The sequence below is a fragment of the Erwinia aphidicola genome (genome assembly GCF_014773485.1).
Classification (GTDB): domain Bacteria; phylum Pseudomonadota; class Gammaproteobacteria; order Enterobacterales; family Enterobacteriaceae; genus Erwinia; species Erwinia aphidicola.
Window position 1 is genome coordinate 519,256 of record NZ_JACXBP010000004.1, and the last position, 18,861, is coordinate 538,116.

Consider the following 18,861-nt stretch of genomic DNA (forward strand, 5'->3'; position numbering starts at 1 on the left):
GTGAATTGGTTGCGGGAGCCGGATTTGAACCGACGACCTTCGGGTTATGAGCCCGACGAGCTACCAGGCTGCTCCATCCCGCGTCCGTGGAAGCGCACTATACGCCTGATGGGTTTTGTTGCAACCCCTTTTTGCGGATAAGTGGGTAAAATCGTGCTTATAACTCATTTTTTAACCCAGCTGCTGAATTGTTGCACAAATGCGTACTTTTTCCGGCGGCACGTTTAAATCTGACCACGCCTTTGCTATCTTCGCGCAGGGTTCCCGTATAAAGGTAAACAAGGCATGAAAGGACGTTGGGCGAAATATCTGGTGACCGGCACGCTGCTGGCACTGCTGGCGGGCTGTTCGTCAAAACCCACCGATCGTGGGCAACAGTATAAAGACGGGAAACTGGATCAGCCGCTCGGGCTGGTCAACCAGCCCAACGCCAAAGGCCGACCGGTTAATGGCAGAGACTTTGCCGACCAGGTGGGGCAGATCCGTTCATATTCATCGGGCATGTATTCGCGCCAGTCGGGCACCTACAGCGCGATTGAGAGCTGGCTGATGGCCGGGGGCGATACGCGCCAGCTGCGCCAGTTCGGGCTGGATGCTTATCAGATGGAAGGCACCGACAACTATGGCAACGTGCAGTTTACCGGGTACTACACGCCGGTGATTGAAGCACGATATACCCGCCAGGGTGAGTTCCAGTATCCGCTGTACCGCATGCCGCCAAAACGTGGCCGCCTGCCAAGCCGTGCAGATATCTACAGCGGTGCGCTGGGTGAACGCTATATCGTGGGCTACAGCAACTCACTGATGGATAACTTTATTATGGATGTGCAGGGCAGCGGCTACGTTGACTACGGCGACGGGCGCCCGCTGACCTTCTTCGGCTACGGCGGGAAAAACGGCCATGCCTATCGCAGCATCGGCAAAGTGCTGATCGACCGCGGTGAAGTGAAGCGTGAAGATATGTCGATGCAGGCGATTCGCCACTGGGGTGAAACGCACAGCCCGGAAGAGGTGCGTGAACTGCTGGAGCAGAACCCATCCTTTGTGTTCTTCAAGCCCGAAACGTTTGCGCCAGTACGTGGGGCAAGTGCGGTGCCGCTGGTGGCAAAAGCCTCGGTAGCTTCTGACCGTTCGCTGATCCCACCGGGAACGGCGCTGCTGGCAGAAGTTCCTTTACTGGACAACAACGGTAAATTTACCGGAAAATATGAGATGCGCATGATGGTGTCGCTGGACGTCGGCGGCGCAATCAAGGGCCAGCATTTTGATATTTACCAGGGCATCGGCCCGGACGCCGGTCATATGGCCGGATGGTTTAATCACTACGGCCGCGTGTGGGTTTTAAAAGCCGCACCGGGCGCGGGCCAGCCGGTATTCTCATCGGCACAGAACAGTTCTTCTCAGGGGTCATTACTGGTCAGTCAGTAAACCCCGACGGGCCGCTTGCTGCGGCCCGCTGCTTTTAAGGAATTAATCCATGATGGTTCTTTCAGACGCCTGGCGGCAGCGCTTTGGCGGTACGGCGCGTCTATATGGTCAGTCTGCGCTACAGCTGTTTGCCGACGCGCATGTCTGCGTGGTGGGGATTGGCGGCGTGGGGTCGTGGGCGGCGGAAGCGCTGGCGCGTACCGGAATTGGGGCGATCACCCTGATCGACATGGATGATGTCTGCGTCACTAATACTAACCGGCAGATCCATGCGCTGAAAGATAACGTCGGGCAGGCGAAAACCGAGGTGATGGCGCAGCGGATCCGCGAAATTAATCCGGAGTGCCGCGTCACCTGCATTGATGACTTTATTACCCCGGAAAATACCGCAGAGCTGATGAGCCAGGGCTACAGCTATGTGATCGACGCTATCGACAGCGTGCGCCCGAAAGCGGCGCTGCTGGCGTGGTGCCGTCGCAATAAGATGCCGCTGGTGACCACCGGCGGGGCGGGCGGGCAGATTGATCCCACGCAGATCCAGGTCGCCGATCTGGCAAAAACGATTCAGGATCCGCTGGCGGCGAAGCTGCGCGAGCGGCTGAAAAACGATTTTAACATCGTCAAAAGCAGCAAGGGTAAGCTGGGCATTGACTGCGTGTTCTCAACCGAGGCGCTGATGTACCCGCAGCCGGATGGCTCAGTATGCGCGTCACGCAGCACCGCTGAGGGGCCAAAACGCATGGACTGCGCCGCAGGTTTTGGTGCGGCAACCATGGTAACCGCCACCTTTGGCTTTGTCGCGGTGTCGCACGTATTGAAGAAGATGATGGCGAAGGCGGCACGCCAGGCGTAACGCGGATTTGGGGCAACTGCACTGGCCGACCCTCTTGTCAGGTCGGCTCGGTTTGCCCGGGCCGACCAGAAAAGCTGCCGGCCCCTACGGCAAGTGACTGCTCGCCATCACCGCATCGGCCAGCGCCTGCAGCCCCGCGCTGCGCGAGGCGCTCAGCTGATCTTTCAATCCCAGCCCGTCAAACAGCGCCAGCGGGTCCGATCCCCGGATCTCGGCGGCAGTTTTTCCCTCTACCGCACACAGCAGTACGGCTAACAGCCCGCGCACAATGCGCCCTTCGCTGTCGCCGTAAAAGTGCATCTGCCCATTTTCAAGCTGCTGATGGCCAAGCCAGACGCGGTTTTCACAGCCGCTCAGCTCAATGTCGGCCGTTTTCAGCGCCTCCGGCAGGGCCGGCAGTTTCTTACCCAACAGGATCAGCTGGCGATAGCGATCCTCCCACTGGTGAAAGCTGGCGAACTGCGTCAGTAGCGAGTCGGCAGTTATCGATGTGCCAAACGGGTGCGGGGCGATCGGGGATAAATTCATAATTAATCAGCCAGTAGCGCCAGAGCGGTGGTCATCGCCGCGGCCAGCGCGTCCACATCTTCCAGCGTGTTATAGGGGGCGAAGGAGGCGCGCAGTGTCCCGCTGACGCCGAGCGCAGCCAGCAGCGGTTGCGCACAGTGCTGACCGGCGCGCAGGGCGATGCCGCTTTCCGCCAGCAGCGTCACAACGTCGCTGTGATGAATACCGGCGATATCAAACGCCAGCAGGCTGGCGTTGCCGCAGCGGTAGCTTTGAAAGCCGGGCAGGGCAGCGAGCCGCGCTTCAGCAAGGTCGGCAAGGTCGCAGCTCCAGCGCTCGGCGGCGGAAATATCAACGCCGCTCAGCCACTCCAGCGCGGCGCTCAGGCCAATGACGCCGGCAACGTTTGGCGTGCCTGCCTCGAAGCACCACGGCACTGCCTGCGGGGTGAATCCGTTAAAGTCGACGCGGCTCAGCATCTTGCCGCCGCCCTGCCACGGCGCCATCTCTGCCAGCAGGTCCGCCCTGCCGTACAGCGCGCCGATGCCCATTGGTCCATACAGCTTGTGTCCAGAAAAAGCGTAGAAATCAATATTGAGCGCCTGTACATCCGGCGGGCAGTGCACCACGCCCTGGGCGCCGTCGACCATCACTTTTGCACCGCACGCATGGGCCAGTGCAATAATCTGCTGCAGGTCCGGACAGCCGCCGGTCACGTTCGACATCTGACCGACAGCCAGCAGGCGGGTGCGGTCGTTGAGCAGTGCGGGTAGCAGGCTGAGATCCGGCAGGCGGTCGGCGCCAATCGGCCACTTCACCACTTTGGCCCCGGTTTGCTCAGCCACCATCAGCCACGGCACCAGATTGGCGTGGTGCTCGGCTTCGCTAACCAGGATCTCATCCCCCGGCTGCAGGCGCGGACGCAGATAGCTTTGCGCGACCAGGTTAATGGCCTCGGTGGTGCCTTTGGTCCAGACGATGTTGCTGCTATCACAGGCATTCAGCAGCCTTGCCACCTGACTGCGCGCGTCTTCATAGCGCGCGGTGAGCTGCTGCGCGGCCGCGAACTGACTGCGGTGAACCGTCCCGGCGCTCAGGCGATAAAACTGCTCGGTGGCTTCGATCACCGCCAGCGGTTTTAGCGCGGTAGCGGCACTGTCCAGGTAACATCCGGCATCGCCCAGCGCGGGAAACTGCTGGCGAAAGTGCAGCGGGTTAAATGACGTCATCTGTTTCTCGTAATTTAGGACCAGGCTGAAATTTATGTACTTTTCTGGCAAAGACGGCAAAGCGCGTTATGCTAATTCAAGTAAAGTTTAAACGATTACCTGTCATTAAGAGCAACGTATGCAGGTAGTTTCACTCTCAGCATGGAGATATAAAAATGAAAAAATTAGCCGCAGTTATTGCAGCCTGTGCCATGACTTTTACTCTGGCCGCGTGTTCAAGCAACTATGTTATGCATACCAATGATGGTCGCACTATCGTATCCGATGGTAAGCCAGTGGTCGACAACGATACGGGCATGATCAGCTACAAAGATGCCAACGGCAACAAGCAGCAGATCAACCGTTCTGACGTGAAAGAGATGGTTGAGACCAACCAGTAATAGCGACAGGCAAAAAAAAGCACCGCGCTAAGCGGTGCTATTAAAATCACTTGGACAGACAGGGTAAATCTACAGGAATAAAAGGTAGCTCAGCTACCAGACCCGAAAATCGTCAGGTCAATTGCAAACACAACATCACGACCACAAGCCAAAAGCCCCTCAAAATTCCGCGAGTTAACCCGTAATTTCAATGCACTTTTCGTTCCGGCTCAGGAAGTGGCGCAACTATAGGTATTTGCTGGTAGTTCCTCAACGGACAAATTATAATGGCTCGGATAAAAAAAACTAATACGTCACTCTGACTGTCAGAGCTGTACCCGGCCTTGAGCGAAAAGCACCCATCTACCATGTCTAAACGTTTACCACCGCTGAATGCCCTGCGCGTTTTTGATGCCGCAGCGCGTCACCTCAGCTTCACGAAAGCGGCTGAGGAACTGTTTGTCACCCAGGCCGCCGTCAGCCACCAGATCAAGTCGCTGGAGGATTTCCTCGGCCTGAAGCTGTTTCGCCGACGCAATCGCTCGCTGCTGCTGACCGAAGAGGGGCAGAGCTATTACCTCGATATCAAAGAGATTTTTACCGCGCTGAACGACGCCACGCGCAAACTGCAGGCGCGCAGTGCCAAAGGCGCGCTCACCGTCAGTTTGCTACCGAGTTTTGCTATTCAGTGGCTGGTACCGAGGCTAACCAGCTTTAACTCAGCTTATCCGGGTATCGACGTGCGTATCTCCGCCGTCGACCGCGATGAGGAGAAGCTGGCTGATGATGTCGACGTGGCGATTTTCTACGGGCGCGGTAACTGGCCGGGTCTGCGGGTGGAAAAACTGTATGCGGAATATCTGCTGCCGGTCTGTTCCCCACTGCTGCTAACCGGCGAGCGCCCGCTGACCTCCCCGGCCGGGCTGGCCAATCATACGCTGCTGCACGATGCTTCACGCCGTGACTGGCAGGCGTATACGCGTCAGCTCGGGCTGGGCAGTATCAATGTGCAGCAGGGGCCGATATTCAGCCACAGCGCGATGGTGCTGCAGGCGGCGATCCACGGCCAGGGCGTGGCGCTGGCCAATAACGTGATGGCGCAGAGTGAGATAGAAGCGGGGCGTCTGGTCTGCCCGTTTAACGATGTGCTGGTCAGTAAAAATGCTTTTTATCTGGTTTGTCATGACAGTCAGGCAGAACTGGGTAAAATAGCCGCCTTCCGGCAGTGGATCCTTGCGAAAGCCGCAAGCGAACAGGAAAAATTCCGCTTTCGTTATGAACAATAACCCCGCCTGGCGCGCCGATACCGCCGGGCAGTAATTAAGCACCACGGAGCGCGCTCCGTGTTCTCAGAGGATGTTGTTATGTCCAGTCGTGCAATGCTGATTTTCGTCGCCATCAGTGGATTTTTCTACGTGGCGCTGGGGGCTTTTGGCGCCCACGTATTGAGCCGGTCGCTGGGTAGCGCCGAAATGGCCTGGATGAAAACCGGGCTGGATTACCAGGCGTTTCATACTCTTGCGGTACTGGGTTTGGCTGCAGCCATGCTGCGCCGCGCCGATATCTGGTTCTACTGGAGCAGCGCATTTCTGGCGCTGGGCACGGTGTTATTCAGCGGCAGTCTTTACTGTCTGGCGCTGTCGCACCTGAAAATTTGGGTGTATGTTACGCCGATCGGAGGCACCTGCTTCCTGATCGGTTGGATTTTGATGTTGGTTGGCGCGCTGCGTCTGAAAAAAAGGGCAGATCGCCATGAATAAGATTTTACTGTATTGCCGTCAGGGTTTTGAGAAAGAGTGCGCGGCGGAGATCACCGCTAAGGCCGCCGAGCGCGAGATTTTCGGTTTCGCCCGCGTGAAAGATGACTCTGCCTATGTGCTGTTTGAGTGCTATCAGCAGGGGGAAGCCGAGAAGCTGCTGGCCTCACTGCCGTTTAGCGAGCTGATCTTCTCCCGCCAGATGATGGTGGTCGGTGAGCTGCTGCGCGATTTACCGAGCGAGGACCGCATCACGCCGGTGGTGGGGATGCTGACCGGCGCGGTAGAGAAGGGCGGCGAGCTGCGCGTTGAGGTGCCGGACACCAATGCCAGCAAAGAGCTGCTGAAATTCTGCCGCAAGTTCACCGTGCCGCTGCGCGCCAGCCTGCGTAAAGCGAATATTCTGCTGAACTATGAGACCAACAAGCGTCCGGTGATCCACGTGTTCTTTATCGCTTCGGGCTGCTGCTATGTGGGTTACTCGCTGCCGGGCAACAACTCGCCGCTGTTTATGGGCATCCCGCGCCTGAAGTTTCCCTCCGATGCCCCAAGCCGCTCCACGCTTAAGCTGGAAGAGGCTTTCCACGTCTTTATCCCTGCCGACGAGTGGGATGAGCGCCTGGCAAGCGGGATGTGGGCGGTGGACCTGGGGGCCTGCCCGGGCGGCTGGACCTATCAGCTGGTGCAGCGCAGCATGATGGTTAACGCCGTGGATAACGGCCCGATGGCGCCGAGCCTGATGGATACCGGGCAGGTATTCCACCAGCGTGAGGACGGCTTTAAGTACCGCCCGACGCGCAGCAATAACTATTGGGTGGTGTGCGACATGGTGGAAAAACCGGTGCGCGTGGCGAATCTGATGGCGGACTGGCTGGTGAACGGCTGGTGTCGTGAGGCGATCTTTAACCTCAAACTGCCGATGAAGAAGCGTTATGAGGAAGTGTCGCAGAATCTGCAGATGATCCACAAGAAGCTGGTGGAAAACGGCATTAACGCGCAGATCCAGGCGCGTCAGCTGTACCACGATCGCGAAGAGGTGACGGTGCATATTCGCCGTATCTGGGCCGCCACGCCGGGCCGCCGCGACGAGCGTTAATTTTTCCATCGTCAATCGCGCGCGGGCCGATCAAAAAGATGATCGGCCCCTACTTTAGGGGCGGACCGCTTTTCTGGTCCGCCCGCGAATTACGGCAATCGTAAATCCTTTAAATTCCCCGCCAGTACCAAATCCGTTCTCAGCGTGGCGACCTGCTGGCAGATTTCCGCCATCTGGCGATGCTGCTCCAGCTTATTGCGCCACTTCTCCGGCACCCGATCCAGCTGCTGATAAATTCCTGCCAGGCTACCAAACTGCTGCAGCAGCTGCGTGGCGCTTTTGCCGCCGATACCGGCCACGCCCGGGATCTTACTGCTGCTGATCCCTGCCAGCCCCCAGTAGTCGGTGAGCTGGGCTGGCGCCACGCCAAATTCGGCGGCAATAAACGGCACGTCGAGCCAGCGTTTCTGGAAATAGTCGCGGATCTGCACATTAGGTGCCAGCAGCTGGCAATAGCCTTTATCGGTGGAGACAATGGTGGCCTGATGCCCGGCGGCGGCCACTTTACTGGCAAGCGTGGCGGCGAGGTCGTCAGCCTCATCGCCGGGAGAGTGCCAGCAGTTAACCCCTACGCCGGCAAAGGCCGCGCGCAGCAGCGGCATTTCATTGTGCAGCGCATCCGGCATCGGCGAGCGCCCGGCTTTGTAATCCGGCAGCAGCCGGTGCCGCCAGCTGTCAGCGCGGTCGTCATCGTCAAAAACCGCCACAGCATGCGTCGGGCGGGTATGCATCAGCAGCTGATGGATGGCATTCAGGCAGGCGTCCTGGCAGGGAGAACCCTGGACGGCGTGTATGCGGCGAATCAGATTCAGCGCATCGATAATCAGTAAATGGTGCAAAATCGTTAATCCTGAGCGGCCCGCAGGCCGCTCGTCGGTTACTTGATGATTTCGTAGCAGGGAATGTAGGCACTGCCCGGCAGCTTCATGCGGTGCTGAGCCACAAAGCCCTGTAGCAAATCGTCCATGCGGCGCATGATCTGCGGATCGCCGTGCAGCTTGTATGGCCCTTTCTCTTTGATTGCGCGAATGCCGACATCCTTAACGTTACCGGCGACGATCCCGGAGAAGGCGCGACGCAGTGCCGCAGCCAGATCCTCGGCGGGCTGATCCGGCGACAGGTTAAGGTTTGCCATATTTTCATGGCTCGGCATAAACGGCATCTGCAGGTCAGGAGCAATACGCAACGCCCAGTTAAAGCTGTAGGCGTCGCCGGTTTCGCGGCGATGCTCTTTCACCTTCGGCATCGCTTTCTTCATCAGCCGCGCCACTTCCGCCGCATCATCGATAATGATGGTGTAGTGTTTACGCGCCTCATCACCCAAGGTGCTGGCGATAAATTCGTCCAGCACCTTAAAGTAATCGGCGCTCTCTTTCGGCCCGGTGAGGATCAGCGGCAGCACCTGGTCATGGTTATGCGGGTTCATCAATATACCCAGCAGGTAGAGCAGCTCTTCCGCCGTACCTACGCCGCCCGGGAAGATAATGATGCCGTGCGCCATGCGTACAAAGGCTTCCAGACGTTTTTCAATGTCCGGCATGATGATCAGCTCGTTAACCAGTGGGTTTGGCGGCTCGGCGGCGATAATTGACGGCTCGGTCAGGCCAATAAAGCGGCCCTCTCTGTAGCGCTGCTGGGCGTGGCCGACGGCGGCCCCTTTCATTGGCGCTTCCATCACGCCCGGTCCGCAACCGGTGCAGATATTCAGTTCGCGCAGGCCGAGCTGAGCACCAACGGTGCGGCAGTACTGATATTCCACGGCGTTAATCGAGTGACCACCCCAGCACACTACGGTGTTCGGCTCCTCGCCGACGTGCAGCGCGCGCGCATTGCGCAGAATGGAGAATACCAGGTTGGTGAGATGAACCGGATCTTCAATTTTCAGCCGCTGGAAGCGACCGGCTTGATCGATCTGGCCGTTGACGAACAGGATGTCGCGCAGCACGGCAAACAGGTTAGCCTGCAGCGCACGGATAATCCGGCCATCAACAAACGCCTCTTCCGGCGGGTTGATCAGCTCCAGTTTGACGCCGCGCTCACGGCGCAACACGTTAATATCAAAACTTTCGAAGCGGGAGAGCAGCTCATGGCTGCTGTCGGTTTGGCTACCGGAGTTGAGCACGGCGAGTGAGCAGTTACGAAACAGCTGGTAGAGATCACTGCTGGCCGTGCGCTTCAGCATGTCGACTTCCAGTTGTGAAAGCAGGTCCATCGAGCCAAGAGGGCTGATATGTGTAATCAAGTGAACTCCTTTACACCCGCCTGGGTGTGCAGTAACCCCGTGATATGGCGGTCAACGGGGCAAAATTTCCCTGGGCAGCGTGCTGCTGCTGCCCGTGTCCAGATTAGCCTTTTCGCCTTTGATTTAACAACAGATTAACAGAGATAAACCGGAGATTACTGGCGAACCAGGCGCGAGCGTCCCGGCTTGAATTGGCCATTGGTGCGCCACGGGTTGATATCCAGCCCGCCGCGGCGCGTGTAGCGCGCGTAAACGCTCAGGCTTTCCGGCTGACAGTAGCGCAGAATATCGCTGAAAATACGCTCTACGCACTGCTCGTGAAACTCATTGTGATGGCGGAATGAGACCAAGTAACGCAGCAGGGCTTCGCGCTGAATGCGCGGGCCGCGATAGCTGATCTGCACCGAACCCCAGTCGGGTTGATTGGTGATCAGGCAGTTAGATTTTAGCAGGTGGCTCACCAGCTGCTCTTCAACGATCTCCCCAGCGGCCGCGTCGCGCAGGTAGTCAGCATTGAACTGATAATCATCAATCACGATGTCCTGCTCATCAATACAGCTGCCGTCGAAATGGCCAATGGGCTGCCCTTCAATTTCCTGCAAGCGGAACAGAGCCACGCTGACCTTGCCTGCGGCGCAGGCACTGAGATCGCGCTCCAGCGTCTGACGCACTTCGCCCCAGTCGGCAAATTTTGTCTGGTTAAAGCTGTTGAGGTAGAGCTTAAAGCTTTTCGACTCGATCAGGTTCACGCTGTCGGCATCCAGCGCCACTTCACCCACCGCCACCTGCGGCAGCCCTTTGCTGTTGAGCCAGGAGAGCTCGTACAGGGTCCAGATATCGGCTCCGGTGAACGGCAGGGTATCCGGATAGAGCCCCAGCGGTTCACGATTGAGGCTACGCGGCACTGCCTGTAGCAGCGCAGGCTGATAGCTGTCGTGGTATTCTGTGGGTTTCCCCAGAGTCAGGCCTTCCAGTGCCTGATGATGGTCGTATGAAGACATGCTGATACCTTATTGCGCCCGTCGGGACAGGCGAGATGACGAATTCGTTAGCCTGATTAGCATTCAGGCTACAATGGCCTGTAAGTGTAACCCAGCCAGCTAAGAGTGAAAAAAGAATGATCGAAGAAACCGCCCAGGCATTACGCGATTTTAGCCAACGCTACTGTGACCTCTGGCAGCAAGAGAGCGGCCACCTTCCCGCCAGCGAGGAGCTGCTCGGCATCCCTTCGCCGTGTGTCGTGGCTACGCAGGGCGATGCCGTTTGGTGGCAGCCGCAGCCATTTACGCTGGCCAAAAATCTGGAGTCGGTAGAGCGTGCGCTGGATATCCAGCTGCAGCCGTCCGTTAGCGGCTTTTATACCGCACAATTTGCCGCAGATATGTCGGGAACTTTTTCCGGTCAGCGCGTGTCTTTGGTACAGGTCTGGAGTGAAGATGATTTTCAGCGCGTGCAGGAGAACCTGATTGGTCATCTGGTCATGAAGCGTCGGCTGAAGCACTCCCCGACTTTATTTGTCGCCACAACAGACTCTGAGCTGGAAGTGGTGTCGGTGTGTAATTTGAGCGGCGAAGTGATCCTTGAGCAGTTGGGCACGCTAAAACGTCAGATTCTCGCCCCATCTCTTCAGAACTTTCTTATTCATTTACAGCCGCTTAATAGCCTGTAATGCGCTTTTCTCTGCCCGTCCTGTGCGAGATCTCTCACAAAGGTTGTGAGAGATCGCTACGAATGAACTTAATGTCTGCTAGCATTCAAATGTAAAAATATTGTAGATCATTAAGTTAGCCAGATTGTTGCGAATTATCTTAAGCTTATGCCACAAAAAGCCGTGAGAAGTATCTTGTTTGCTTATGACAATCAGGCAGAATTACCTCATCGGAAGGGCATTCAGGAACAGGATTAACGTCAAGGAGTGACGTACTCATGGAATGAGTTGGACCCATCAGGATGATGTCGCAGGGACAGGCTTCGGGATTGAAGCAGGGAAACCTCAGGATGAGGTAATGGACACCTCCAGGAAGGAGAACGTGAACCGTACAGGATGACGGCTAGCAGGGAAGTGAACGGATAACATCAGGATGATGTTTGCTCAGGAGAGCACAGGAACAGTTTTCAAGGAAGAGCAGGGAGCATAAAGGTAGCTGGAAAGCTGCGAACGAACCGGGGGCACTGTTAATACAGTGCCCCTTTTTTTCGTGCATACTTTTCACTGAGCAGCGTGTGAATGCTATGCTCTGCGCCCTTAACCACAGTGGGAGATCCCTATGAGCCGTGAACAACAGATTCAGGAACGATTACTGGCAATTGAATCGTTGCTTAAACAGGCGGGGCTATGGCAATCCGTTGCGCCTAACAGCGAAGCTTTTACCAGCACTGAACCTTTCTGCCTTGACACCATGACGCCGCTGCAGTGGCTGCAGTGGGTGTTCCTGCCACGTATGCAGGCCCTGCTGGATGCGGCTGCACCTCTGCCCGTTGCGCTGGCCATCGCCCCCTACTATGAAGTCTGGCTGGAGGGCGAAATTCCGGAGCGCGCCGCGCTGCTGCACCGCTTAAACGCTTTCGATCAGCTGTTCGAGTCGCCCAACTAATGCTGGAGATTATTTATCAGGATGAGTGGCTGGTTGCGGTAAACAAACCCTCGGGCTGGCTGGTGCACCGTAGCTGGCTCGACCGCCATGAAACCGTGTTTGTGATGCAGACCGTGCGCGACCAGATTGGCCAGCATGTTTTCACCGTACACCGGCTCGATCGCCCAACATCCGGCGTGCTGCTGATGGCGCTGTCCAGCGAGGTGGCGCGCCTGCTGTCGCAGCAGTTTGAACAGCATAAAATACAAAAAACCTATCATGCCGTGGTGCGCGGCTGGCTGGAGGGCGAAGAGACGCTCGACTATCCGCTGACCGAAGAGCTGGATAAAATCGCCGACAAGTTTAGCCAGCCGGAAAAAGCCCCGCAGCCTGCGGTAACCCACTGGCGCGGAGTGGCAACGGCAGAGCTGCCGGTCGCGGTCGGACCTTACGCCACCACGCGCTATTCGCTGGTGGAAATGCTGCCGGAGTCGGGGCGCAAGCATCAGCTACGCCGTCATATGAGGCATCTGCGTCATCCGATTATCGGCGACAGCGCCCATGGCGACCTGAAACAGAACCGCTCAGCGGCAGCCAACTTTGCTATGAATCGCCTGATGCTGCATGCCAGCGAGCTGCGCCTGAACCATCCGGTGAGCGGCGAGCCGCTGCTGTTACGAGCCGGGCTGGATGCAGTATGGCAGCGCGCGATGACGCACTGCGGCTGGCAAAACACGCTCCCGCATATCCCCCGGGTTGAGTTTGCTGCTGAAAGCCCGCAGGATAGTGAGAAATTTGAGTTCTGATAAGGAGAGAGGGTATGGCTGAGGTAGGCATTTTTGTTGGCACGGTTTACGGTAACGCGCTGTTGGTAGCCGAAGAGTCCGAAACTCTGCTGCTTGAAGCCGGGCATCAGGTCAAGATTTATGAAGATGCAACGCTGGAAGAGTGGCAGCACTACGCGGATAAAGTGGTGCTGGTGATCACCTCGACCACCGGGCAGGGCGATCTGCCGGACAGCATCGCGCCGCTCTTCCACGCGATTAAAGATAAGCTCGGCCACCAGCCAGGGCTGCGCTACGGCGTGATTGCGCTGGGCGACAGCAGCTACGACGATTTCTGCGGCGGCGGTAAAAAGTTTGCTGAACTGCTGCAGGAGCACGGCGCGCAGCGCGTCGGCGAGATGCTGACGGTGGATGCCTGCGAAAATCCGGAGCCGGAGGAGGTCACCTCCCCGTGGGTTGAGCAGTGGGCTAAGCTAATCGGATGATTAATGTGGGGGCGGAGCGAAAAAGAAGGTCTGCCCCAACACTACATGTAGGGGACGACCCTTTTTCCGGTCGCCCCGTGCCGGGAGTTTACGTCCAACGCCAACCTGATGGATAACTTATGAAAATCGTTATCGCCCCGGATTCCTATAAAGAAAGCCTCTCTGCGTTACAGGTTGCCACCCAAATCGAACTGGGTTTTCGCGACATCTTTCCCGATGCACACTACGTCAAACTGCCCGTCGCCGATGGTGGTGAAGGCACCGTTGACGCCATGGTTGCTGCTACGGGGGGCCGTATTATTCCACTGCGCGTTACCGGTCCGCTGGGCACGCCGGTTGATGCTTTTTACGGGCTGTCCGGTGACGGGCGCAGTGCCATTATCGAAATGGCCGCCGCCAGCGGGCTGGAACAGGTGCCTGCCGATCGGCGTGATGCGCTGCACGCCACCAGCTGTGGTACCGGCGAGCTGATCCGCGATGCGTTGGATAAAGGCGTAGAAAGCCTGATTATTGGTATTGGCGGCAGCGCCACCAATGACGGCGGCGCGGGAATGGTGCAGGCGCTGGGGGCTAAATTACTCGACGCCAGCGGTAAGCCCGTGGCTTACGGTGGCGCGGCGCTGGCGAAGCTGGATTCGATTGACCTCAGTGAATTCGATGCGCGTATCAAAAGCTGCCGTATCGACGTCGCCTGTGATGTGACCAATCCGCTGCTTGGAGAGACGGGGGCATCGGCGGTGTTTGGCCCGCAAAAAGGGGCATCGCCGCAGCAGGTGAAACAGCTGGATGAGGCGCTGGCGCAGTTTGCCCGCATTATTCAGCGTGACCTGCAGTGTGACGTGTTAAGCGTGGCGGGCGGCGGCGCAGCAGGGGGGATGGGCGCAGGGCTGTTCGCGTTCTGTCAGGCCACCCTGCGCCCGGGCATTGAGATTGTTACCGATGCCTTAGGTCTGGATGCACTGGTGCAGGATGCCACGCTGGTGATCACCGGCGAAGGGCGTATCGACAGCCAGACTATTCACGGTAAAGTCCCGATTGGCGTGGCGCGGGTGGCTAAGCGCTATCACGTACCGACGATCGCCATTGCTGGCAGCCTGACGCACGATGCGGGCGTGGTTCATCAGCACGGGCTGGACGCGGTATTCAGCGTGATCTACCGCATCTGCAGCCTGCAGGAGGCGCTGGACGAAGCGGCAGAAAATGTGCGTATTGCCGCGCGCAATATCGCCGCCACGCTAGCCATTGGGATGCATACCCGTTAATGGCGGCCGCGCCCGCTGGCGTGCGGGAAATTCCGTAGGGGTCAGGCAAGCCTGACCCGCGATTCCCAACCCGCTACTAATGTTTTAAGCGTTCCGTTGCCAGTCTCGCCACATTCTGCATCTCATCCAGTAGCTCAAACAGCTCAGGCTCAACGGCGCTGATATCCTCATGGTGCCGCAGATTTTGCTCCAGCTGCAGGCAGAGCTGTTTCATGCGCGGCACGCCGCTGTAGCTGGCGCTGCCGTGCAGCTTATGGATGATATCGCGCAGCGCCGGGATATTATTTTCGCCAATATACTGGTCGATCAGCGACTGCACTTCCGGCAGGAAATCCACCAGCATCTGCAGCAGATCGCGGGCGAGGTCGGGCTTATTAGCCGCCTGGCGCAGCGCCAGCGCCCAGTCGAGGGACGCCGGGACCTCAATCACCGGCGGCAGCGCCTGGCGCGCGCCCGGCGAATAGCGCGCCAGCAGGCGGCTGAGTTTTTTCTCGTCGATCGGCTTGGCAAGATAGTCATTCATCCCCGCTTTAATCAGCTGTTCGCGTTCACCATCCAGCGCGTGCGCGGTCACGGCGACAATCGGCGTATTCGCGTGCTGCGGCAGGGCGCGGATCTCTTCACTGGCGCGGATGCCGTCAATTTCCGGCATCTGAATATCCATCAGAATAATGTCGAGATGCTGAAGCCGGGCCTGCTTGATCGCCGCTTCGCCGCTATCACACAGGACAATGTGCGCCACCTGCTCTTCGAGAAGAGCGCCAATCAGCTTGAGGTTGGCTGGGTTATCGTCAACCGCCATCACCCGCAGCGGCAGGCGCGGGCGCTCAATCAACTGCTGAACATCTCTGGCATGGTGATCGACCAGAATCGGCAGCAGGCGCGTCATCGAAATCGGTTTGATCAGGCAGGCGGTCACGCCGCGCGCTTTTAGCTCTTCGGTGTACACCTGCATCTGGAACGGCAGACCCATAATCACGCTGTCGGCGCGCTGCAGAATCGGCGTCAGCTGCTCACCGGTCATTTCCAGATGATGGCGATCGGCCACCGGCAGCCCCATCAGCAGCACATCGTAGTGCGGGTCCGGCAGCTCGGCCAGCGTTGGGCTGTAGTGGATTTTCATCGGCGTGATGCTGAGCATCTCCATCATCGCTTTGGCGGCGGCGGCGTTAGGCTCAACGTAGGCCAGGCTTTGCCCCTCAATACAGTCCATCAGGCGCGGATCGCTTGCCGCGTTGGGGTTCAGCGCCAGATTAATGTGGAACCAGAAGGTGGAGCCGTGGTTCAGGCGGCTGTGGAAGGAGATCTCACCGCCCATTTCGTTGACCAGCTTTTGGGTGATCACCAGCCCCAGCCCGGTGCCGCCGTGGCGCCGCGAGATGCTGGCATCGGCCTGGCGGAATGCCTGGAACAGCTGCGACTGCTGCTTTTCGGAAATGCCGATGCCGCTATCGTGAATCTGTACTTCCAGCTCCATGCGGTTGTTGCTCAGCGCCCGTTTTTCCACGCGAATATCAATATTGCCGCGCTCGGTAAATTTAATCGCGTTGCCCAGCAGGTTGACGATGATTTGCTGCATGCGCAGCGGATCGCCGATGGCATTATCCGGCACGTCGCTCTGAATATTCAGCGTCAGCTCCAGCCCTTTATCGTGCGCCGACTGCGCCAGCAGCACCACCACCTCGTCCAGCGTGGCGCGCAGCGGGAACGGAATGGTTTCCAGAATCAGCTTGCCCGCCTCCAGCTTGGAGAAGTCGAGCACGTCATTGATGATGCTCAACAGATTATTCGCCGAGCGTTCGATAGTGTGCAGGTAGTCGCGCTGCGTCGAGTTGAGAGTGGTTTTTAGCGTCTGGCGGGTAAAGCCGATGACGCCGTTGAGCGGGGTGCGCAGCTCGTGCGACATATTGGCGAGGAACTCGGACTTGATGCGCGCCGCCTCCTGCGCACGTTTTTTTGCCAGATCCAGCTCAACGTTCTGGATCTCCATCTGCTCCAGCGTTTCGCGCAGATCCGACGTCGCCTGGTCGATATTCTGCTGCATCTCTTCGTGATAGGCCGTCAGCGACATCGCCATCGAGTTAATGCCGTTTTTCAGTACGTCCAGCTCGCCGAGCATATAGCCTTCAACGCGGCTGTCGAGCTGCCCACGGCGAATGCGGTCAACGGTACTGACCATATTCCGAATTGGCCCGGTAACGTCGCGCATCAGGCGGTAGGCAAACAGCATCGCAATACACAGGCACAGCAGCAGCAGCAGGGTGGAGATAAACACTTCTTTATACTGCTGCAGGCGCACCGACTGCAGGTCGAGCTCTATCGCCACATAGCCTAGCGGATTACCGGTCGGTTTGGCGTCCTGCCCCGGAGACTCATCGGGGTAGTAACTCTCAGAAAGGATTGGCGTGCGCAGAATAACGGAGTTACCCTGGCGCTGCTTCAGGTATCTAGCCGTCAGCGGCGTGTTATCCGGCAGGCGCAGCAGGTCAGGGGACTGATGATAATTCGAGGTGACGAACAGCTGATTGTGGTCATCAAACACTGAGATAGCGCGCACGATATCCGAATGGCGGCGGTGCAGCAGGCTGACCAGCTGGCGCACCGATTCGCGGCTGTGGAAGGTCATACCGTATTCGCTGGAAACGGCCAGCGGCTCGATAATATTTATCCCGGCATCGGTCAGCTGGGTTTGCAGCTCGTTATAGCGATTGACGACAAAAAACGTCGACAGCAGCAGCCCGATCATCAGCGTCGGCGCCAGAATTAAGATCATCATGCGTGCCCGCAGGCTGTATTTGGTCATAATATTCCCTGTGCGCGGCGTGCAGCTCTGCCGTCCGTGTTGCGTATTATCCTGAATCAGTCGAATTTTTTCTGCCGCTATGCCAGGCTACACCCGATTTTTTCCGGCAATAACCCTGACTTTTGAGAAGCAAAGAAATAATGGCGCAATTCTACTCTGCAAAACGGCGCGTGACGACCCGCCAGACGATAACGGTAACGGTTCATGATCTGGATGCTTTTGGTCAGGGCGTGGCACGCCACAATGGCAAGGCGCTGTTTGTGCAGGGCGCGCTGCCCGGCGAACAGGTCGAAGTCAGGATCGAGGAGGATAAGCGCCAGTATTCACGCGGAGTAGCGCAGCGCATTATTAGCGCCAGCCCGCAGCGAGTGGTGCCGCGCTGCCCGCATTTCAGCCGCTGCGGTGGCTGCCAGCAGCAGCATGCATCCAGCGAACTGCAGCAGCAGAGTAAGGCAAAAGCGCTGGCGCATCTGCTGACGCGGGAAAGCGGCTTTGCCGTGAGCGTCGACGACGTGATTGCCGGGCAGCCCTGGGGCTACCGCCGCCGCGCCCGTCTCAGCCTCAATTATCAGCCGAAAACCCAAGCCCTGCAGATGGGGTTTCGCGAAAAGGCCTCCAGCGAGCTGGTCAATATCACGCAATGCCCCATTTTGAAGCCCGAACTTAATGCGTTGATTCAGCCACTTCGCGCCGTGCTTAATGATCTGCAGGCGGTGCGGCGCCTCGGGCACGTTGAACTGGTGCTGGCGGATAACGGCCCGCTGCTGGTTTTACGCCATCTTGACCCCCTTGCTGACAGCGACCGACAAAAACTGGAACAGTTTTCGCATGAGCATCAGTTGGCACTGTATCTTGCCCCTGACAGTGACACGCTTGTGCAGATTTCGGGAGAGATGCCACACTATCGTTCTCACGACCTGACGCTGACCTTCAGCCCGCGCGACTTTATTCAGGTCAATGACGAGGTCAATCAGCAGATGGTGGCCCGTGCGCTGGAGTGGCTGGAGCTGAAAGCGGACGACAGGGTGCTTGATCTGTTCTGCGGAATGGGAAATTTTAGCCTCCCAATGGGTAAACTGGCTGAAAATGTCGCAGGTGTGGAGGGTGTTGCAGCATTAGTGGCGAAGGGTGCGTATAATGCAGAATTGAATAATTTGCATAACGTGTCGTTCTGGCAGCATAACCTCGAAGAGGATGTCAGCCGCCAGCCCTGGGCTGCTCAGGGATTTAACAAGGTGTTACTGGACCCGGCGCGTGCCGGTGCCGCCGGCGTGATGGCGCATATCATTAAACTTGCGCCGCAGCGGGTGGTCTATGTTTCCTGTAACCCGACGACACTGGCACGGGATAGTCAGGCATTACTGACGTCCGGCTACCAATTGGAACGGGTGACAATGCTCGATATGTTCCCACATACCGGGCATCTGGAATCCATGGTGCTGTTTAGCCGAAAATAGGTCCCTGAACGGGGGCTACGCCAGG

The 18,861-nt window shown here is 57.8% G+C and carries 18 protein-coding genes and 1 tRNA gene; 12 read left to right on the forward strand and 7 right to left on the reverse strand.

The features are described 5' to 3' along the window. Window positions 1-6: 6 nt before the first annotated feature. Window positions 7-83 (reverse strand) — tRNA-Met (locus tag ID864_RS12540). A 202-nt stretch (window positions 84-285) separates the two neighbouring features. On the opposite strand from ID864_RS12540, the gene mltA reads away from it, so the two are divergent. Both mltA and tcdA read left to right on the forward strand, forming a co-directional pair. Then, entirely contained in the window at window positions 286-1,428 is a 1,143-nt protein-coding gene (gene mltA, locus ID864_RS12545) for a murein transglycosylase A (RefSeq protein WP_048917160.1), read from the forward strand. A 49-nt stretch (window positions 1,429-1,477) separates the two neighbouring features. Further along, entirely contained in the window at window positions 1,478-2,281 is an 804-nt protein-coding gene (tcdA, locus tag ID864_RS12550; protein WP_048917159.1) for a tRNA cyclic N6-threonylcarbamoyladenosine(37) synthase TcdA, read from the forward strand. Between the two features lie 84 nt (window positions 2,282-2,365). On the opposite strand, the gene csdE is transcribed toward tcdA, so the two are convergent. Then, window positions 2,366-2,809, reverse strand: a complete 444-nt coding sequence (gene csdE, locus ID864_RS12555) for a cysteine desulfurase sulfur acceptor subunit CsdE (protein ID WP_099753458.1) — start codon at window positions 2,807-2,809, stop codon at window positions 2,366-2,368. 2 nt (window positions 2,810-2,811) lie between these two features. After that, window positions 2,812-4,017 carry a cysteine desulfurase CsdA gene (gene csdA, locus ID864_RS12560; protein ID WP_191149889.1) on the reverse strand — a complete coding sequence of 402 codons (1,206 nt, stop codon included), beginning with the start codon at window positions 4,015-4,017 and terminating at the stop codon, window positions 2,812-2,814. 155 nt (window positions 4,018-4,172) lie between these two features. Here csdA and ID864_RS12565 point away from each other — a divergent pair, with 155 nt between their 5' ends. The 4 genes from ID864_RS12565 to rlmM all read left to right on the forward strand — a co-directional run bounded on the left by ID864_RS12565 (window position 4,173) and on the right by rlmM (window position 7,229). Beyond that, the gene (locus ID864_RS12565) at window positions 4,173-4,397 is read left to right on the forward strand and encodes a YgdI/YgdR family lipoprotein (RefSeq protein WP_048917156.1); all 225 of its coding nucleotides are present in this window, start codon (window positions 4,173-4,175) and stop codon (window positions 4,395-4,397) included. A gap of 347 nt (window positions 4,398-4,744) precedes the next feature. Next, the gene (locus tag ID864_RS12570; RefSeq protein ID WP_048917155.1) at window positions 4,745-5,662 is read left to right on the forward strand and encodes a transcriptional regulator GcvA; all 918 of its coding nucleotides are present in this window, start codon (window positions 4,745-4,747) and stop codon (window positions 5,660-5,662) included. A gap of 78 nt (window positions 5,663-5,740) precedes the next feature. Then, window positions 5,741-6,136: a DUF423 domain-containing protein gene (locus tag ID864_RS12575; protein WP_048917154.1), complete on the forward strand. Its 396-nt coding sequence runs from the start codon at window positions 5,741-5,743 to the stop codon at window positions 6,134-6,136. Next, window positions 6,129-7,229, forward strand: a complete 1,101-nt coding sequence (gene rlmM, locus ID864_RS12580; RefSeq protein WP_048917153.1) for a 23S rRNA (cytidine(2498)-2'-O)-methyltransferase RlmM — start codon at window positions 6,129-6,131, stop codon at window positions 7,227-7,229. The genes ID864_RS12575 and rlmM overlap by 8 nt, the downstream gene beginning before the upstream one ends. A gap of 89 nt (window positions 7,230-7,318) precedes the next feature. Here the strand turns inward: rlmM and xni are convergent, their stop codons facing one another. The 3 genes from xni to queF all read right to left on the reverse strand — a co-directional run bounded on the left by xni (window position 7,319) and on the right by queF (window position 10,472). Beyond that, window positions 7,319-8,068 (reverse strand): flap endonuclease Xni, encoded by a 750-nt coding sequence (gene xni, locus ID864_RS12585; protein WP_099753455.1) that lies wholly within the window; start codon window positions 8,066-8,068, stop codon window positions 7,319-7,321. Between the two features lie 38 nt (window positions 8,069-8,106). Beyond that, a complete protein-coding gene (ppnN, locus tag ID864_RS12590) occupies window positions 8,107-9,471 on the reverse strand; it encodes a nucleotide 5'-monophosphate nucleosidase PpnN (RefSeq protein WP_048917151.1) in 1,365 nt (454 codons plus the stop codon). A gap of 155 nt (window positions 9,472-9,626) precedes the next feature. Then, window positions 9,627-10,472, reverse strand: a complete 846-nt coding sequence (queF, locus tag ID864_RS12595; protein ID WP_048917150.1) for an NADPH-dependent 7-cyano-7-deazaguanine reductase QueF — start codon at window positions 10,470-10,472, stop codon at window positions 9,627-9,629. Between the two features lie 116 nt (window positions 10,473-10,588). Between queF and syd the strand changes: the two genes are divergently transcribed. The 5 genes from syd (at window position 10,589) to ID864_RS12620 (ending at window position 14,576) form a co-directional block, all read left to right on the forward strand. Next, the gene (gene syd / locus ID864_RS12600; RefSeq protein ID WP_048917149.1) at window positions 10,589-11,140 is read left to right on the forward strand and encodes a SecY-interacting protein; all 552 of its coding nucleotides are present in this window, start codon (window positions 10,589-10,591) and stop codon (window positions 11,138-11,140) included. 598 nt (window positions 11,141-11,738) lie between these two features. Then, window positions 11,739-12,065: a YqcC family protein gene (locus ID864_RS12605; RefSeq protein ID WP_099753453.1), complete on the forward strand. Its 327-nt coding sequence runs from the start codon at window positions 11,739-11,741 to the stop codon at window positions 12,063-12,065. Beyond that, window positions 12,065-12,850 (forward strand): tRNA pseudouridine(65) synthase TruC, encoded by a 786-nt coding sequence (gene truC / locus ID864_RS12610; RefSeq protein WP_191149890.1) that lies wholly within the window; start codon window positions 12,065-12,067, stop codon window positions 12,848-12,850. The genes ID864_RS12605 and truC overlap by 1 nt, the downstream gene beginning before the upstream one ends. 14 nt (window positions 12,851-12,864) lie before the next feature. Next, a complete protein-coding gene (locus ID864_RS12615; RefSeq protein WP_048917146.1) occupies window positions 12,865-13,314 on the forward strand; it encodes a flavodoxin in 450 nt (149 codons plus the stop codon). Between the two features lie 119 nt (window positions 13,315-13,433). Further along, window positions 13,434-14,576 (forward strand): glycerate kinase, encoded by a 1,143-nt coding sequence (locus ID864_RS12620; protein WP_191149891.1) that lies wholly within the window; start codon window positions 13,434-13,436, stop codon window positions 14,574-14,576. A 76-nt stretch (window positions 14,577-14,652) separates the two neighbouring features. On the opposite strand, the gene barA is transcribed toward ID864_RS12620, so the two are convergent. Beyond that, window positions 14,653-17,379, reverse strand: a complete 2,727-nt coding sequence (barA, locus tag ID864_RS12625) for a two-component sensor histidine kinase BarA (RefSeq protein ID WP_191149892.1) — start codon at window positions 17,377-17,379, stop codon at window positions 14,653-14,655. Window positions 17,380-17,519: 140 nt separating this feature from the next. On the opposite strand from barA, the gene rlmD reads away from it, so the two are divergent. Beyond that, window positions 17,520-18,836 (forward strand): 23S rRNA (uracil(1939)-C(5))-methyltransferase RlmD, encoded by a 1,317-nt coding sequence (rlmD, locus tag ID864_RS12630; protein ID WP_048917143.1) that lies wholly within the window; start codon window positions 17,520-17,522, stop codon window positions 18,834-18,836. The last annotated feature ends 25 nt before the right edge of the window (window positions 18,837-18,861 follow it).

Coding starts and splice junctions, on each gene's coding strand:
- csdA (WP_191149889.1), bottom strand. CDS start 4,017: ATGACGTCATTTAACCCGCTGCACTTTCGCCAGCAGTTTCCCGCGCTG.
- ID864_RS12570 (WP_048917155.1), top strand. CDS start 4,745: ATGTCTAAACGTTTACCACCGCTGAATGCCCTGCGCGTTTTTGATGCC.
- ID864_RS12565 (WP_048917156.1), top strand. CDS start 4,173: ATGAAAAAATTAGCCGCAGTTATTGCAGCCTGTGCCATGACTTTTACT.
- mltA (WP_048917160.1), top strand. CDS start 286: ATGAAAGGACGTTGGGCGAAATATCTGGTGACCGGCACGCTGCTGGCA.
- syd (WP_048917149.1), top strand. CDS start 10,589: ATGATCGAAGAAACCGCCCAGGCATTACGCGATTTTAGCCAACGCTAC.
- rlmD (WP_048917143.1), top strand. CDS start 17,520: ATGGCGCAATTCTACTCTGCAAAACGGCGCGTGACGACCCGCCAGACG.
- csdE (WP_099753458.1), bottom strand. CDS start 2,809: ATGAATTTATCCCCGATCGCCCCGCACCCGTTTGGCACATCGATAACT.
- ID864_RS12620 (WP_191149891.1), top strand. CDS start 13,434: ATGAAAATCGTTATCGCCCCGGATTCCTATAAAGAAAGCCTCTCTGCG.
- ID864_RS12605 (WP_099753453.1), top strand. CDS start 11,739: ATGAGCCGTGAACAACAGATTCAGGAACGATTACTGGCAATTGAATCG.
- truC (WP_191149890.1), top strand. CDS start 12,065: ATGCTGGAGATTATTTATCAGGATGAGTGGCTGGTTGCGGTAAACAAA.
- ID864_RS12615 (WP_048917146.1), top strand. CDS start 12,865: ATGGCTGAGGTAGGCATTTTTGTTGGCACGGTTTACGGTAACGCGCTG.
- ID864_RS12575 (WP_048917154.1), top strand. CDS start 5,741: ATGTCCAGTCGTGCAATGCTGATTTTCGTCGCCATCAGTGGATTTTTC.
- tcdA (WP_048917159.1), top strand. CDS start 1,478: ATGATGGTTCTTTCAGACGCCTGGCGGCAGCGCTTTGGCGGTACGGCG.
- barA (WP_191149892.1), bottom strand. CDS start 17,379: ATGACCAAATACAGCCTGCGGGCACGCATGATGATCTTAATTCTGGCG.
- rlmM (WP_048917153.1), top strand. CDS start 6,129: ATGAATAAGATTTTACTGTATTGCCGTCAGGGTTTTGAGAAAGAGTGC.
- queF (WP_048917150.1), bottom strand. CDS start 10,472: ATGTCTTCATACGACCATCATCAGGCACTGGAAGGCCTGACTCTGGGG.